The sequence below is a fragment of the Mesorhizobium sp. B2-4-13 genome (assembly GCF_006658535.1).
Taxonomy (GTDB): Bacteria; Pseudomonadota; Alphaproteobacteria; order Rhizobiales; family Rhizobiaceae; genus Mesorhizobium; species Mesorhizobium australicum.
Genome location: NZ_VFVB01000015.1, coordinates 63,208 through 78,878 on the forward strand (window position 1 = coordinate 63,208; position 15,671 = coordinate 78,878).

The 15,671-nt window shown below is 63.9% G+C and carries 12 protein-coding genes and 1 pseudogene; 1 reads left to right on the plus strand and 12 read right to left on the minus strand.

The genetic code is table 11. The features are described from left to right. Nucleotide 1: 1 nt before the first annotated feature. From tssL to tssA, 11 genes are all read right to left on the minus strand, one after another. Entirely contained in the window at nucleotides 2-1,330 is a 1,329-nt protein-coding gene (gene tssL / locus FJ936_RS28870) for a type VI secretion system protein TssL, long form (RefSeq protein ID WP_140789679.1), read from the minus strand. Further along, complete coding sequence (gene tssK, locus FJ936_RS28875) at nucleotides 1,330-2,664, minus strand: type VI secretion system baseplate subunit TssK (protein WP_141907359.1); 1,335 nt, start codon at nucleotides 2,662-2,664, stop codon at nucleotides 1,330-1,332. Before tssK ends, tssL begins: the two co-directional genes overlap by 1 nt. A gap of 38 nt (nucleotides 2,665-2,702) precedes the next feature. After that, nucleotides 2,703-3,155 carry a type VI secretion system lipoprotein TssJ gene (gene tssJ, locus FJ936_RS28880; protein WP_140620055.1) on the minus strand — a complete coding sequence of 151 codons (453 nt, stop codon included), beginning with the start codon at nucleotides 3,153-3,155 and terminating at the stop codon, nucleotides 2,703-2,705. A 3-nt stretch (nucleotides 3,156-3,158) separates the two neighbouring features. Then, nucleotides 3,159-4,616 carry a type VI secretion system-associated FHA domain protein TagH gene (tagH, locus tag FJ936_RS28885; protein WP_140789675.1) on the minus strand — a complete coding sequence of 486 codons (1,458 nt, stop codon included), beginning with the start codon at nucleotides 4,614-4,616 and terminating at the stop codon, nucleotides 3,159-3,161. Further along, nucleotides 4,613-5,680: a type VI secretion system baseplate subunit TssG gene (tssG, locus tag FJ936_RS28890; RefSeq protein ID WP_140789673.1), complete on the minus strand. Its 1,068-nt coding sequence runs from the start codon at nucleotides 5,678-5,680 to the stop codon at nucleotides 4,613-4,615. The genes tagH and tssG overlap by 4 nt, the downstream gene beginning before the upstream one ends. Further along, nucleotides 5,644-7,518 (minus strand): type VI secretion system baseplate subunit TssF, encoded by a 1,875-nt coding sequence (tssF, locus tag FJ936_RS28895; protein ID WP_141907360.1) that lies wholly within the window; start codon nucleotides 7,516-7,518, stop codon nucleotides 5,644-5,646. Before tssF ends, tssG begins: the two co-directional genes overlap by 37 nt. A gap of 1 nt (nucleotide 7,519) precedes the next feature. Beyond that, complete coding sequence (tssE, locus tag FJ936_RS28900) at nucleotides 7,520-8,272, minus strand: type VI secretion system baseplate subunit TssE (protein ID WP_140722559.1); 753 nt, start codon at nucleotides 8,270-8,272, stop codon at nucleotides 7,520-7,522. Further along, nucleotides 8,259-8,708 carry an Hcp family type VI secretion system effector gene (locus FJ936_RS28905; RefSeq protein ID WP_181166515.1) on the minus strand — a complete coding sequence of 150 codons (450 nt, stop codon included), beginning with the start codon at nucleotides 8,706-8,708 and terminating at the stop codon, nucleotides 8,259-8,261. The genes tssE and FJ936_RS28905 overlap by 14 nt, the downstream gene beginning before the upstream one ends. Nucleotides 8,709-8,792: 84 nt before the next feature. Then, nucleotides 8,793-10,298, minus strand: a complete 1,506-nt coding sequence (gene tssC, locus FJ936_RS28910) for a type VI secretion system contractile sheath large subunit (RefSeq protein WP_140620043.1) — start codon at nucleotides 10,296-10,298, stop codon at nucleotides 8,793-8,795. A gap of 3 nt (nucleotides 10,299-10,301) precedes the next feature. Then, complete coding sequence (gene tssB / locus FJ936_RS28915) at nucleotides 10,302-10,838, minus strand: type VI secretion system contractile sheath small subunit (protein ID WP_140620028.1); 537 nt, start codon at nucleotides 10,836-10,838, stop codon at nucleotides 10,302-10,304. A 5-nt stretch (nucleotides 10,839-10,843) separates the two neighbouring features. Then, nucleotides 10,844-12,019 (minus strand): type VI secretion system protein TssA, encoded by a 1,176-nt coding sequence (tssA, locus tag FJ936_RS28920; protein ID WP_141907361.1) that lies wholly within the window; start codon nucleotides 12,017-12,019, stop codon nucleotides 10,844-10,846. Between the two features lie 333 nt (nucleotides 12,020-12,352). On the opposite strand from tssA, the gene tssH reads away from it, so the two are divergent. After that, entirely contained in the window at nucleotides 12,353-15,100 is a 2,748-nt protein-coding gene (tssH, locus tag FJ936_RS28925) for a type VI secretion system ATPase TssH (protein WP_140789669.1), read from the plus strand. A 137-nt stretch (nucleotides 15,101-15,237) separates the two neighbouring features. On the opposite strand, the pseudogene FJ936_RS28930 reads toward tssH, so the two are convergent. Beyond that, nucleotides 15,238-15,649, minus strand: a pseudogene (locus tag FJ936_RS28930) (ATP-binding cassette domain-containing protein); the annotation flags it as partial. Nucleotides 15,650-15,671: the final 22 nt, after the last annotated feature.

Here is a 15,671-nt window from a genome sequence, read left to right on the forward strand (position 1 = left end):
CTCAGAGCCTCTTCTCGACCAGGACCTCGACGCGCCGGTTAAGCGCGCGGCCCTCGCGCGTCGAGTTGTCGGCCACCGGATCGGTGTCGGCGCGGCCCTCGGAATGGATGCGCGCCTGTGGCACGCCAGCCTGTACCAGGAGGTCCCCTATGGTCTGCGCGCGTGCCTCCGAGAGCCGCTGGTTGCTCGCCAGGGGGTTGGACCGCTGCAGGCGCACATTGTCGGTATGGCCGATGATGGTGATGTTTCCAGTCAGCTCCTGATTGGCGAGGATCACCTTGGCGATCGAGGCGATCAGCGGCTCATAGCCTTGGGACAGTGTCGGCCGCGAGGACTGGAAGAGCTCTGGGTTGGAGGACTGGATGATCAGCTTGGCCAGCGAGACGCTCTCGGTGCCGCTGAGCGCGCCCTTGAGGCTTGCCGGCGCTTCGGCCTTGAATGCGGGCAAAAGCGCGAAATCGACCGCCTGTGGCGGTTCAGGTTCGGGCGCATCCTGCTTTGGTGCGGCGCGGGTAACGTCCGCCCGAGAGGCCGGCGGCAGGGTGCGGACCAGTGCGGACAGTTCAACCGCCTGGCTGCTCAAGCTCATCGACAGGCCGATATAAGCGGCGGCGACGATGGCAATTGCAGCAAGGGCCATCACCCATATCGGGACGATGAAGCGCTGCGGCTCGTCGGAAGCGATTACGCCTTTCCAGTTCGGCGACAGTGGCGCGCTGTCGGCGTCGGCATTGCGAAGGACGCGCGCGGCTGCCACACGCACACCAGTGAGCGAGCGGTCGCCGGCTCGGCCGGGCACCCGATACTTGCCACGAAAGCCGAGCGCCAGGCAGTAATACTGAAGCTCCAGCATCTCGCGGTCACGGTTGGGATGGCGCTCGAGCTCGTCAAGGCGGGTGAAAAACTGGGTGCCGGCATCGACGTCGCCACGCAGCATGACCACGAGCGGCTGTCGCGGCCAGGCGCTGGCGCCGCCCCATGGCGTGTTGAGCGCGAGGTCGTCGAGCAATGCCGCCACGGCCCATGCCGCCTGATCGGCGCGCTCCAGCGAGGAGCCCGCTGCCATAACGGCGTCGCGCGCCTGAACCAACTCGTCGAGCAGGCGTGTGCGCATTGCTTCGGGGTTTTCCGGCGCCAGAGCGCTTTCGAGCTCGGGGGCGAATTCGAGCAGTGGCGCGAAGATGTTGATGAGCGGGTTGGGATGAACACGCGCCCTCTTGACCGGTGCGCCTGGCGTCAGCGGCGCCAGCGGCCGCGGCGCAACGCCCGCCAGCCTGATGCGCGTGCGCTCGCGATCCTCCGACAGGCCGAAAGGATCATCCCGGCTCATCACCTGTTCACCGAATAGCAGTCGACCTGCGGCTCGCTGTCCAGGACTCCGGAAACGCCAATGACAAATCCGGGCGCGTCGAGCAAGGAGGCCCAATGCTCGCTCTTCTGATCGAGCTCCAGGCACAGCCGGTCGCCATCATAGGGAATCTCGCGTGGCTGCGAATGGAGCGGTTTGAGCGGAATGCCCGGCAGGCGCGACTTCCAAAGCCCTTCGAACTGGTCCGCGGCGCCGACTGTCGCCTGGTTGACGAAGATCTTGCGCAGCGCGTCTTCCGAAAGCTCCGATCCCACGCGGATGACGATCCGGCTGGCGAGCAAAAGCTTTGGGTTGTCGATGCGTACTTTCCAGACATTGGTGGCGTGCCGCATGACCGGCAGCGCGCGCGATTTCGGTTCGAAGTAGCGCAGGCTGAGGATGAGCGAACGCAGGGCGTCGGCCAGTGCCATATAGGCGGGGCCGGGGGCCATGTGGTCGTAGGGCGGCAGATCGCCGAGCCGGCGCGAGCTCGAGCCGTAGGTTGCCATCTCGCCGGCGAGTCCGGCAAGTTCGAGATAGAGTTCGGCTGGATGAAAGACATCCTGCGCCAGCATATGGGCAAGGCGCGGGCGAGCGGCATTGGCCAGGTGCAGCATCAAGAGGTCTTCTACGCTGCGGCCGGCGCCGCCCATCACCATCTTGCCATGCGCTTCGCCGATTTGCTCGAGGCCGGTGACGACCTCCTGCAGCAATTGCCTATACCAGTGGACCGCGCCGGTGATCAGCGTCGGCGGCAGGAACGTCTCGTCGAGCGAGATGCCGCCGTCGGCGCGTACACCTTTGATGTCGGCGATCGGCAAGGCGGTATAGCCGCCGACCGATTTGCCGGGCGCAAGCAGCGCCGCTTGCGGCCTTGCGATCTCGATCTCCTCGGGATCGCCGGCACTTTGGACGGCATCGCGCACCGATACGATCCTGCCATGGTAACGCGCGCCCGTCGACGCCGCATGCGCCGGGTCGAATCCCACGCCTCCGGGGGGCTCGAGCGGCAGTGCGACCAGCACCGGCCCGCCGCCCGTGTCGGGTGTGACCGGCAGCGGCTTCGGCGCATCCATCAGGTCGGGAATGGAAAAAGGCGTGCCGTCCGGGAAAATGCCCCGGGCGGACACGATCGAAACCTGACCGGCGTCAAGCAGCGACTGGTCGAGGGTCAGTTGCTGGAAGCCGAAAGTATGGAGCTGGCCGGCCCGCAATGCGCCGCGCACCATGCCTTCGAAGAACCGATCCTGCTGCTGGAAGTGCTGGGTCCTGAGAAACAGGCCCTCCGACCACAGCACCCTGTTTGCATCGCTCATGCCGCTACTTTCTGCACGCAACTATATGCTGCTTGCCGCTAGGCGGAAATGCCGCCCTTGCCCAGGCTGACGTTGACGGTGAATTTCGACCCTGGCGACACTGACTTGGTGGTGCGCCAGTTGCGTCCGCCTGGCTCGCGGATCAGCGCCACGAAGCCGAGCGCCGTCGCGTTCGGCTCGACCGTGATGGTCTTGGCCACCGTTTTGCCAGGCGCAACCGAGATGGCGTCGGAGCCGATGAGGTCGGCACCGAGGGCCGAGCCCGCGTCGCCCTGCAGCGCGAAATAGTCGGCCGAGTTGAACTTGCCGGTGCTGGCAAGCCGCATCACCAGCACCGTTACCGGCCGGTCGCCGCCGCCCGGCCCTGGATTCATCCCCGCACCGCCGGTCACATTGACGGAGATAACCGATGGTTTCGGCGGGCCGCTCTGGCAAGCCGCAAGCAGCCCCGTAGCGCCGAGGGCAACGACGAATTCGCGTCTGTCGATCATATCCTACTCCTCCTCATATGCGTCCCTGAAGTCTGTGCCGATCTCGCCCAGGAAACTCGATTCCGCACTCTGGGCGATGTCGCGATGGCGTCTCTGATAGAGCTCCCACAGCTTGGCGTTGCGCCCGCCCGAGAGCAGATTGCCGATGGCGGAATTGGATTTGAGCTCTTCTTCGATGGCGGCTGGATCAAAACGGTCGATCATGCGCCGAAGTGCCGCCTGAACGCCCCGCCAGGCGCGTACGTGATGCTGTGCAAGGTCCTTCACCGCGTCGCTGATCGCCGCCTCGCCTGAGAGAAAGCCCGGGCTGCGTTCGGAGATGATGGTGACGACGACATCCTCGACCGTCGGCAGGAATTTAAGCGGATTGACCTCGGAGGCGCCGACCACAGTCTGGGCGACGCGCGCGCTTCCCTTCTCCTCGGCGCGTTTGCGCAGCAACTGCATCAAGCCATCCAGCATCAGCCGGTATTCACGGCCGAATTTTTCCATTTCGGCGATCGCATCGCGCGCGGGAAAATCAGCCTCCTCGACGCCTATACCGCGCAAGAACGCGGCACGAAGCGCCATATCGCTTGGCACTGGCTGCGCAGCGCGCGCCGGCTTCGACGCTGGCGCGGCGCGGCGCGGCGCCGGCGATGCGGCTGCCTGCACCGGCATGTCCCAAGGATTGTCGGCGCGCGGCTTTTCAACGTGGTGCCGGGCACGTCCTGCCGGATCGGCACCGTTGGTGACAGGCGGCGCAGCGGGGGGGCCGAAACTGAAATCGTCATCGAAGCTGGCCGGCTTCGCCGGCTGCCAGGACGCATCGTTGCGCGAAGACATGTCACCCAGCCCAAACGGATCCGGCTGACCCGCAGCAGGGCCGTCACCGGCCTGCGGCGTCGCCACCGGATCGAGGCTGAAGGGGTCATCGAAGGCAGGCGAACTGCGCTGGTTCGATGCGCGATCGTAAGCCCCAGGGACAGGCTGCTCGAACGGGTTCGGCAGATCCGCCGGGCGGGGTTTGCGCGGCTCTTCCTCGATCTTGACCGAGAAGAAGTCGTCGCCGCCGATGCTGGCTGGCGTTCGTGCTCCCGGAGGCGACCACGCCGGCGTGGGATGGTTGGCGGCCGGGGCCTGGCCGACCGCGGTCTGGCTCATTTTGGACTGAACCTCGACATGAAACACATAGTCGCCCATGCGCAGCCGCATGCCGTTCTGCAGCCGCATCGACCTGCCAGGTCCAAGAGGGCTGTCGGCTTCGTCGACAAACAATCCGCTGCTCGACGTGTCGGTCACGAAATAGCCGTCCCGGTCGCCCTTGATCGTGCAGTGCGCGCGCGAGACGAACATATCCGGGTCGTCGATCTGCCAGCCCGCATCTGCGCTGCGCCCGATCACCAACTCGCCCTCGTCGAGCCGGCTCTGCCGGACCACTTGCGAGCGGGGGCCCTGTTCCAGGGTCAGCAGCAGGCTCATGCGGCCGCCTCCGGCATTTGCGGCCGCCAGCCGACGATAGTGTGCAATCTCAGATCGTCGGCGTCGCCCGTACTCGCGGGCCGTTCCAGCCAGGCCGTGCGGCCAAGCTGGACGGTCCCGACCCGGGGCGGCGGTACGGCATCGCGCGCCAGCACGATGCGCAAATCGACATCGAGCGCCTCGCCGATCATATCGCGCACCGCCTTCTTGAACAGGCCGAGACGCCGCTCGCCAGGCAAGAACGACTTGAACTCGTCGAGGCTCAACGGACCGACGCGCAATTCGATCCTGCTCTGGCGGCTGAACACCCGCGGCCCGATCGTCGCGCCGCGTCCAAGTCCGGCATAGGCCTTGCCGAGACGCGTCTGCAATGGGGTCGGTACGGGGATCCAGGCGGCAACGAACTCCTTGATCCGCACCGGAACCTTGAAGGCGGTGGTAAGGAACAAAGTAAGCCGCTCCACGCCGTCGACCTGACTGGCCAGCGACCCAGCCTGTCGCAGTCGCACAGCGTCGAGTTCGGGATCCTGCGTGCCGGGCAGGCCGATGCCGGACATTGCCTCCAGCATGGCGCGAACGCGCCCGCCGACGGAACGCTCGACCTGCACCGCTGGATGCGCGTCGGCCCAGGCGCGGTAGTAGAGCGCCATCATGCGGTGCTGCAGGATGTTGACGAAATCGACGAAGGTCGTGTCGCTGGTCTGCTCGGCGTCGGCTCCGGTGAACCAGCGCTGCGAAAGCCGATCGAGCACCCAGCGCGTCAGATGCAGCGGCATCGGTCCTTCCGGTCCAAGCAGCCCCAGATTGGCGACGGTCACCCTTGCCAGGGCCTTGTCCCCGCCCTCCTGGAACTTGACGACGTCGCGCGCCGAGAAGCTCAGCCGCACATGCTGGCCCAGCCTCGCCGGCTCGCGCTCGGCCGTTCCGGAATGGCCGAACAACCCGCGGCGCTGCTCCAGCCGTCGCAGCAACTCGAAAAAATCGAAGTCCTCCGACAACATTTCGGCCGCGACCGTTGCGGGCTGCGCTAGATCAGGTAGCGATTGCCGGGCGTCATCGGCCATGGCACATCCTCCTGCTTCTGCAGCAACCGCGTACGGGTCCGCACAAAACCATTTATCCCCGCATGGCGGGCGAACAGCCGCGAAAGCAGGGCCGAAAGCAGCAGTGAGCTTTGCCCCGCCAGCACGGACTGGTCGACATGCAGCGTTACCTCGGTGCCGCGTCCAAAACACATTGGCCCGTCAATCTGCAGCCTCTCGATCACCGGGCGCGAATCGATGCGCACGATCGAATGCACGTTGCGGGCAAGGGCCGGATCGCCCCGATCGGCATAGAGGTCGAGCAAGGCATGCAGCGGATCGACACCCCGCCCTTCCTTGGCAAGGCTGAGGAAGTTGAGCGAGAGCTGGGCCACCAGACGCCAGGCGAGATTGTCGGCGCGCGATTCGCCGTCAGCGCCGCCCGGCAGGGATGCCGGGATGGCCGGCTGCGGCGGCCGCAGCGCTCCAAGCAAGCGCACCGTTTCGACTGGATCTGCCGTCTCCAGCGTCAGCGTCGGTGTGTCGTCCAGGATCGGCAGGTCGCGATTGGTGCAAAGCGCCACGATGCCGAGACGCTTGAGCAGCCGGTTTGGCACGCTTCCTGCCGGCCGCGAGACGGCGATAAAGACGTCGTCGCCGGTGTAGGAGGTGCGGGTCAGGCCGTCGCGCCGCTCGTCTTCGGTGGCCCGGCGCGGACGCCGCTCGGTCGAATAGACCCAGCCGCTGCCGCGGTTCTGGCCCAGGCTGAACAATTCGGGAATCGTCGCCTCGCTGCTTTCGGCGTCGGCATCCTCAACCTGTGTGACCCGAAAGATCTCGAAATCCCGCGCCCGGGTGCGGTCGGCATGCAGCACCTGACGGGTTTTGCGCGGATCGATCTCGATGTCGTTGCATTCGCGTTCGAAGAGATTGATGACCGGCGTCACGAACAGCTCGAAATCGGCAGCCGTCACATCGGCCAGTTCGGGCACCGCACGCCGGAACAGGAAGATGATCTCGATCGCCGCCTCACATGTGCGCACCACCGGCTGGAGGCCAGCGACCCGTACGTAATGAAAGCGCTCCGGGATCATGAAATATTCGCGCAGAAGCCGATAGCCCTCGAAGGTCGCACGGGTGCGTGGCATCAACGCTTCGTCGTCGCGAATGCCTATCATTTCGGGGTCGGGCAGCGCTGTTAGCGGATTGGCCTTGCCCTGCGCGCGCGCGCCGAGCGCCGAGCAGGCGCCGAAGATTGCATCGAAAAGCACCGGCGCCTTGGCGCGCCCGGCGAAATAGAGGTCGAGACAGTCAAGCGACAAGTCGCTGAGCTTGCCTTTTCCTGTCCGGGCGAGCGTGACCCGGAACGCCGCCTCGGCGCGCACGCCGCCGATCGGCGCGATCGCGGCGGCGGCAAGCGCGCTGCGATCCTGGAAATAGCTGACCGAGGTGACGGCGATCGGCCACAGCGTCACGTCCTGCGCGGTGGTAAAGGTGGAGCGTGTCGAAAGCCCTGGATGCAGGGCAGAGACCAATCGTGTGCCGCGCGCGATGGCGTGACCTGCGAGCATCGACTGCACTTGCTGGCCGGGTTTCAGGACCGCCATCGCCGTCGCCGGCGCTGGCGCGACCAGATCGGGGTAAAGCACATCGAGCACGGCGCGCGAGAAACGCGAGCGCTCCGCGTCGACCTTCAGACGGGTCCGCGCCGCCAGGAAGGCGACGCCGTCGAGCAGCCGTTCGACATAAGGGTCGGGACATGGGACCGTGTCGAGGGAAAGATTGCGGGCGACCGCCGGATGCATGTCTGCGAATTCCGCCGCCAGGGCGCGGATATGGGTCAGTTCCTCTTCGTAATACTCCACAAAGACCCGATCCATCTCAGGTCTCCCTGAATTCGGTTCGTGCCAGCCCGTTGTCGAGATTGATCGTGGTGCGCAGGCGCATACGCTCCGGTGTGGGGGCCATGATCAGCACCGCGTCGATCTCGATCTTGAGACCGATGTTTTTGTCGCCGAGCGTGACGTTGACGATTGTGGCACTCTCCTTCAGGCGCGGCTCGAAGGTGGCGAGCACCGCGCGGATCTCTCGTGCCAGGGAATCGCGGTCGAAATCCCGCGACGAACGGCCGGAAAAAGACGGCACCCCGAAATTCACCACGCTGCGGCGCACCTGCGGAAAGTCAGCGAGCGAGGGCAGTTCGTCCAGGGGCTGTTCGTGTTCGGCGTCGGAGAGCATCGGTACGGATTCGAAGCGCTCGGTGTTGAACAGGGCCTCGATGTCGCGGCGCACGGCCTCTCTCAATACTCGTGCCGAAACGACCACGCCGCGGCCTTCGATCTCGGCGCGATGCTGGCTCTGGAAGACCAGCCGGTGCAGGCGCCGTTTTTGCTCGGATGTGAGTTCGGCGTCGGCGTCGATGGCGCGTGCGCTGCCGGCAAGAAGAGCCTCGACGCGCTCGGCGCCGAGTTCTTCATCCAAGAGACGGCGCAACCCCTCGATCTCCGACGTCAGTCCAGGCAAGTCGTTGACGAGGCGATCCCAAAGGGATGGCTGGACCGCCTCGCGCCTTGCCCGCGAACTGCCGCCAGGTTGCGCTCTCGCGCCAGGCCGCCTGGTCTCACTTGCCGACATAGACGTCCATTTCGATCTCGTCGTCCTTGTCGTAGACGAACTTGATCTTCTTGTAGGCGAAGCTGACTTCTTCCTCGATCAGGTCCGCCTCGTCGGGAGCCTGCCGCATGTCGTATTCCATGATCGAAGCGTCGGTGAGCGTCACGACCAGATAGTCGCTGGTCTCGCCGTCAATGGTGCGGCGTGCCGAAAACACCACCTCGTCGAGCGCCTTGTTCTCGAACAACGCCTTCTTCAGATAAGGCGACGACTTGTCGTAGTGCTTGAAGAACTTGATCATTCCCATCGACACACGGCCACGTCGCGAAAGCGAATTCGGATCATAAGGCGCCATCATCTTGTAATCGACGCCATGCACTTCGATCTCGTCTTCATGCCCGTCGCGCTTGCTGGGCCCCTTGATGTCGGGAACTTTCAAAAAACCATCAATCTTCATTGAAGGAGCATCGTTTCTGTCTGTGGTCGGCATTGTCTTTCTCCACCGCTTTCAAATGAAACAGGATGATGACTTCGCTGCGCTTCAGCCCTTCACGGACGGCAGTTCCGACACCAACCGCAGCGAGGCGTTGATGCCCTCCAACTGGTAATGCGGACGCAGATAGAAACGGGCGTTGTAGTAACCGGGTCTGCCTTCGACGCTGTCGACCTGAACCTCGGCCGCGGCGAGCGGTCGCTTGGCTCGCGCCTTGTCGTCGGCAAAGGCGGGATTGGCCAGCACGTAGCGGTTGATCCATTCGGTCAACCAAGTCTCCATGTCGGTGCGTTCCTTGAATGAGCCGATCTTGTCGCGCGCGATCGCCTTGAGGTAATGCGCAAAACGCGAGACAGGGAAGAGATAGGGCAGGTTGGCGCTCAGCCTTTCGTTCGACTGGGCGTCGGGGTCGACCAGACGCCCGGCTCGGGTCTCGTCGTCCTGAAGCGAGTGCGCCCCGATGAAGGCTGCGAGATCGGTGTTTTTGCGGTGCAAGATCGGCATCAGACCGAGCTTCGCCAGTTCCGCCTCACGCCGGTCGTCGATGGCGACTTCGGTCGGGCATTTCATCGCGATTGAACCGTCATCCGTCGGGAAAGCGTGCACCGGCAGATTGAGCACCGTGCCGCCATTCTCCACGCCGCGGATCTGCGTTCCCCAGCCATAGAGCTTGTGGCTGCGGTTGATGTTCACGCCCATCGGGAAAGCGGCGTTCATCCAGACATATTTGTTGTGGTCGCCGCTTACCTCTTCCTCGAAGGTGAAGCCCTTCACCGGAACGGTTTCCGAGCCGTAGGGCAGGCGTGCCAATACGCGAGGCATGGTGAGGCCGATATAGCGGGCGTCCTCGCTCTCGCGCAGCGACTGCCATGAGGCATAGGCCGGGTTGTTCACGATCATTTGCAGGTCTTGCGGGTTCGGCAGTTCCTGCCAGCTGTCCATGCGGAACAGCCGCGGCGAGGCGGCCGCGATGAAGGGCGTGTGCGCCGAGGCACAGACACCCGAGATGTTGCGCAGCAGGCCGACGTCGCGCGGGTGGTTGGAGAACTCGTAGGCGCCGATGATGCAGCCGATCGGCTCGCCGCCGAGCATCGAATACTCGTCGGTGTAGACTTTCTTGAAGATTGGGCTCTGGTCCCACATCTGGCCTTCATAGTCTTCCAGCGTGTCGGCCAACTGCTCCTTGGAGATGTTCATCACCCGGATCTTCAGCTTGGTATCCGTCTCCGTGTTGTTGATGAGGTACCAGAGGCCCCGCCAGGTGCCTTCCATCTCCCGCACTTCGGGGGCATGCAGGATCTCGTTGACCTGCGTCGTCAGCATCTTGTCGATGCCCGCGATCAGCGATTTGATCGACTTGATCGCGTTGGACGAGATGGTCGTCGTCTCGGATCGGGACTGAGCGGCCAGCGCCAGGTTGCGCACCAGTTGCTGCAGCTTCTCAGTGTCGTCCTTCCTGACCTTGAAATCCTTTTCAAGCAGGCCGCTGAATTCACCCAGATCTATGGCTTCCGCCTCGGCGGTTGCGACTGCGGTCTTTTGCTGTTCAGCCATGACTTACTCCTCGCCCTTGCCGTCGGACATCGCCTGGCTGGCGATCTTGCTCAGCAAAGGCTCGTTGTTGAGAAGCTGCGCAATGCGCTTTTCAGCATCGACGCGGCCATCCATGAAGCCCAGCAGTTCCTCAAGTTGCCGCCGCATCTTGAGGATCTCGGCCAGTTGCGGCACCTGCTCGGCGATCTTGTCGGGCGCGAAATCACCCATTTTGGAGAAGGTGAGATCGATCGCCATTTCCTCGTCCCGCTCGGCACCTTCGGCCTGCGGCAACGTGTTCTTCACCCGCGCCTTCACGCGCGGTCCCATCGCTTCCATGAATTTGGGAAAGCGGTTGGCGTCGGTTTCGACGAAATTCCGATCCAGAACCGACTTTGAGGCTTCCTTGGTCTGCGAGGCGCCGGAAAGGTCGGCAATGACAGCCATGACGAACGGCAACTCTATCGTTGTCGGGCTGCCGTAGGTTTCGACGTCATAGGCGATCTGCACGCGCGGGGCGCGGTTTCTTTCGATGACCTTCGCTTTGCTCTCTGCTGGCATGATTGTTACCTTTCATCCTTCTGGGCCGGCTTCTTGGGATCGGGAACACCGGCAAGCAGCCGGAATTCCTTCAGCCCCGACGGGGCGAGATCTTCCATCAGTTCCACGAAATCCATATGCACCATGCGGCGCACACGCCGGGCGAGATGCGGGATCGGGCTGGACGGCTCGGTGCGATCGTAGAACGCGACCACGAGGTCGAGGCATTTGACGACTTCGTCGCGCGAATTGAGGCGCTCAGGCAGACCGATGCTGGTTTCCGCCAAGTTTGCCACACTTGCCATCGTCTCGGCTCCATGGCCATTTCGGGTGGGCGTCGATGTCGGTTGAGACGGCTGCGCTGCAGGCTTTGCGGCACCGTTGGCGACCGCGCTGGCACTGGTATTCCACTCCAGCGTCGTCAGCAGTCGCTGCAGGAACTTCTTCAATTCCGGAACGGCTGCACCATTGCCGTCGATGCGGACATTGAGCGCAGCATCCACCGCCTCCAACGCCGAAATGGCGGCGCGCGCATCGCTCAAAAGCGTCATGATGGCGTCGGCGTCTTGATCGGCCTGCGCCGCGCATCCCGTGCGCACCCGGTTCAGCATCTGGTTGTGGGCCGAAGTCAGCGCCGCCCTTTCGCCCGTCCCCAGGCCGGAGGCAGCTTCCTGGAGCATGACGCGCTCGTCGAGCGCGGCCTGTTCGAGGTCTCGCCCGCTAATTGGCCCGATCGCACGCGGTGAGAAGAACACGGTCTGCCTCAGGTTCGCCAGCAGGCCGTCCTGGCCGTTTTGGAGGTCAAGCAGCGCATTGATGCGTCGCAGCGCTGCCTCGCGGGGCGTGGCGGCCGTGCGCAAAGCCGGGTGCATCGTATCCCAATACTGGTCGAACGTCTTTGCGATCAGGTTCAGCCCCTGGGCGAGGCCCGCGAGCCTCTCTTCGTTGGCCAGCGCCCGCGTGACGATCACCAGAAGGCGCAAATCGCGGCCGCGCGATTGCAATTCTTCGGCTTTTTGTAGGACGGTCGCCCAGTCGACCGAAATGGTTGACTGCGAAGCCTTGTTGCCGCCCTCGTGAACGACCTTGATCTGGGCTTCCGTCAGCCGCTCCAGCTCGTGAAAAGCCGGGTCGTTGCGCAAATCCACTCCCGACGGGTTGTCACCGTCAAGAGGATTCAGCCAGAGTGCGAGATCAACCACACCTACCCCCCGCAAGCCGCCCCGTGCCCCCCATGTGACGCAACGTTATCATCGGTCCCGTGCCACGACAATTGAGCAGATGCTCGAAAACTCACAGAAGCTGAATGCTCGGTTATCTTTCAACGAAACCTATGGGCGATCGGCGGACCCGGTATGCGCGATGGGTCACGTCGTTGGCATCGCAGTGCTGGTTCGTTGCGGGAGTTTGCTAGCCTTGTGTAACGACAAGGTGCCGCCCGAACGGGGCCAAAAGGGGCCCGCTCGTCACATGGCTTTGTCAAGCAGCCGCTTCTGTGGCAGGGTAGGGTCAGCAGTTTTCGGGGGCAGGTTCGAATGGAACAGCGCCGGTCGTCGCAGAGTTTCAAGCGCAAGGAACTCGTTGCGAAGCTCAATCCAACGGGGGTGCGCGCCTTCAAGGCCGCCGCCGACACGGCCAAGTTGCGCGGCAACCCTTATGTCGAGCTGGTCCACTTCGTCCAGCAACTGGTGCTGTCCGAGCGCTCGGACGTGCAGATGATCGTCGCTGATGCCGGACTGGATGTCAGCCGGCTGACGGCGGATATGACCCGTGCCGTCGACAAGCTGCCCTATGGCGCGACCTCGCTGGAGGAATTCTCAGATCACATCTTCCACGCCATACAGGAAGGCTGGAACCTGGCCACACTGGAATTCGGGGTAGAAGAGGTGCGCAGCGCGCATATTCTTCTCGCATGCCTGAAGACACCGGTGCTGGAAGGTCTGGTTTCGAAGATCAGCGCTGAATTCGACAAGATCGACGCGGATGGGGTTATCGCCCGCTTTTCCGATGTCGTCGAAGGCTCTCTCGAAGCCGGCTCACCGCCTGCCGCAGTCGCCGCCGAAACGTCGATGAATCGGGGCCCGGGGCGCGATTCGGCACTCGCCAAATACGCCACTGACCTCACCCAGCGCGCCCGCGACGGCAAGATCGATCCGGTCGTCGGACGCGATGCGGAGATCCGCCAAATCATCGACATCCTGATGCGGCGCCGGCAAAACAACCCGATCTTGACCGGCGAGGCGGGCGTCGGCAAAACGGCGGTCGTCGAGGGCTTTGCCTTGCGCATTGCGCAGGGCGACGTGCCGCCGACGCTTCAGAACGTCAGCGTACGCATGCTCGATGTCGGGCTGATGCAGGCGGGCGCCAGCGTCAAGGGCGAGTTCGAAAAGCGGCTGAAGGCTGTCATCGACGAGGTTCAGCAGTCAGAGACCCCGATCATCCTGTTCATCGACGAAGCCCACACGCTGATCGGCGCCGGTGGCGCGGCGGGAACCGGCGACGCGGCCAATCTCCTCAAGCCCGCTCTGGCGCGCGGCGAGCTCCGCACCATCGCCGCCACGACCTGGGCCGAGTACAAGCAGCACATTGAGAAGGACCCTGCGCTGACCCGTCGGTTCCAGGTCGTAAAGATCGACGAGCCTTCCGAAATGGTGGCCGTATTAATGTTGCGCGGTGTCGCAGGCGTTCTCGAGCAGCACCACCAGGTGCAGATCCTCGACGAGGCGATCGAAGCCTCGGTTTCGCTTTCGCACCGCTACATCGCAGCCAGGCAGTTGCCCGACAAGGCGGTCAGCCTACTCGACACCGCCTGCGCGCGCGTTGCCATCTCGCAGCACGCGACGCCTGCCGAGGTCGAGGACATTCTGCGTCGTCGCCAGGCGCTCGAGGTCGAGAAAGGCATTATCTCCCGCGAGGCGGCGATCGGCATCGACGTGACCGACAGACAGCGGCGCGTAGAGGTCGGCTTGGCGGAAGCCGAGACCGCGCTTGCGCAGGCGCAAGCGCGTTGGGAGCGGGAGAAGGCGCTTGTGAGCGCGATTCTCGAGCTGCGCGCCAAGCTCCGTGGCGAGGGCATGCCCCTTGACGGGCAGGAGAGCGGGGAAGCTGCTCCGGGGCAAGCTGTCGGCGCGCCAGCGGGCGAGGCGCCTAGGTCACAGGCCGTTGCTGCCCACGAGCCTGCTCCTGCGCCCGATTCCGCCGCTGATCTGGCGCGGCTGCGCGAATTGATGGCGGAACTCGCCGCAGCCCAGGGCGAGACGCCGTTGATCCTGCCCTCGGTCGACCGCAACGCGGTGGCGGCGGTTGTCCAGGACTGGACCGGCATTCCGACCGGAAGGATGCTGTCCAGCCAGACCGAGAAAGCGCTCAAGCTCGCGGCCACCTTGTCCGAGCGCGTGGTCGGTCAGGACCATGCGATGGAGATGATTGCGCGGCGCGTTCAGACCAGCCGCGCCGGTCTCGGCGCACCGGAAAAGCCGGTCGGCGTGTTCCTGCTTTGCGGCCCCTCGGGCGTCGGCAAGACCGAGACGGCCCTGGCGCTGGCCGAGACGCTCTATGGCGGAGAGCAGAACCTGATTTCGATCAACATGTCCGAGTTCCAGGAGGCGCACACGGTCTCGACGCTGAAGGGCGCGCCGCCCGGTTACGTCGGCTATGGGAAGGGCGGCATCCTGACCGAGGCCGTGCGGCGCAAGCCCTATTCGGTGATTCTGCTCGATGAGGTCGAAAAGGCGCATCCCGATGTGCACGAGATCTTCTTCCAGGTCTTTGACAAGGGCATGATGGACGACAGCGAAGGGCGCCGGATCGATTTCAAGAACACGCTGATCCTGCTCACCTCGAATGTCGGTTCCGAGGTTATCATGGACCGCACGAGGAACGGCACCTTGCGCACCGGCATCGACGATCTGGACACCGCTTTGCGCGATCCGCTGCTGAAAGTGTTTCCTGCCGCTTTCCTCGGCCGCGTGGTGACAATCCCTTACTACCCGCTTTCGGACGCGATGATCGAGGCGATCACCGCACACCAGTTCGGCAAGATCGCGCGGCGTCTCAAAGCCAGCAACGAAGCAGAGCTGGTGATCGGCGAGGGTGTCATGGACATGGTCAAGGCGCGTTGCACCGAGATTGAATCCGGTGGGCGCATGATCGACGCCATTCTCACCAACACGTTGCTGCCGGAACTCAGCCGCGGCGTGCTCAATCGCACGCTTGAGGGCAAGAAGATGACGAAAGTCACCGTCGGTGCCTCGGCGCAAGGATTTACCTTCGTGTTCGAATAGAGCCCGACCGAGATTTGCCGTCTCGCATTCGAGCAATAGAGCCGCGAGTGTCGGTGACCTTGCGGTCGCCTTCCACTAAGCGGGCGCCGTCTCCCGAACGAAATGCCTGGCGAAACCGCGTTCATAGGCAGGCGGACCGGAACAAAATCGGCATCGCGCATCGCACTGGGAATCTCGTCCGACATTGGTTCTCCAACCGGCCTCTGCGGATTGCCGAAAACCGACCGGCGGTCGCCTATCTCCACAATCTCTCCCGGATATATGACAGCGACGCGATGGGCGATGCGCTCCACGACCGCCATGTCATGGCTGATAAGCAGAATGGCGATCACGCTGCAGATCCATCCGCAGGTTGCTAGGCTGGGCCTAGATCGTGACCTCGAGCGAGGCCCACCGCTTCATCGGCGATGAGGAGACGGGGATCCAGCGCCAAAGGCCTGGCGATGCAGATGCGCTGTCGTTGACCGCCAGAAAGGCATGTGGATAGCGTTCGAGATGCTCGGGCTTGGCCAGTAGGTCGGCGGCCCGTTCACGCGCAGCACGATACGACTAGTCTCGAGGACCGCAGACC

What these genes read in the sequence shown, in the direction of transcription:
- tssL (WP_140789679.1), bottom strand. Translation starts at nt 1,330, where the DNA reads ATGAGCCGGGATGATCCTTTCGGCCTGTCGGAGGATCGCGAGCGCACG.
- tssK (WP_141907359.1), bottom strand. Translation starts at nt 2,664, where the DNA reads ATGAGCGATGCAAACAGGGTGCTGTGGTCGGAGGGCCTGTTTCTCAGG.
- tssJ (WP_140620055.1), bottom strand. Translation starts at nt 3,155, where the DNA reads ATGATCGACAGACGCGAATTCGTCGTTGCCCTCGGCGCTACGGGGCTG.
- tagH (WP_140789675.1), bottom strand. Translation starts at nt 4,616, where the DNA reads ATGAGCCTGCTGCTGACCCTGGAACAGGGCCCCCGCTCGCAAGTGGTC.
- tssG (WP_140789673.1), bottom strand. Translation starts at nt 5,680, where the DNA reads ATGGCCGATGACGCCCGGCAATCGCTACCTGATCTAGCGCAGCCCGCA.
- tssF (WP_141907360.1), bottom strand. Translation starts at nt 7,518, where the DNA reads ATGGATCGGGTCTTTGTGGAGTATTACGAAGAGGAACTGACCCATATC.
- tssE (WP_140722559.1), bottom strand. Translation starts at nt 8,272, where the DNA reads ATGTCGGCAAGTGAGACCAGGCGGCCTGGCGCGAGAGCGCAACCTGGC.
- FJ936_RS28905 (WP_181166515.1), bottom strand. Translation starts at nt 8,708, where the DNA reads ATGAAGATTGATGGTTTTTTGAAAGTTCCCGACATCAAGGGGCCCAGC.
- tssC (WP_140620043.1), bottom strand. Translation starts at nt 10,298, where the DNA reads ATGGCTGAACAGCAAAAGACCGCAGTCGCAACCGCCGAGGCGGAAGCC.
- tssB (WP_140620028.1), bottom strand. Translation starts at nt 10,838, where the DNA reads ATGCCAGCAGAGAGCAAAGCGAAGGTCATCGAAAGAAACCGCGCCCCG.
- tssH (WP_140789669.1), top strand. Translation starts at nt 12,353, where the DNA reads ATGGAACAGCGCCGGTCGTCGCAGAGTTTCAAGCGCAAGGAACTCGTT.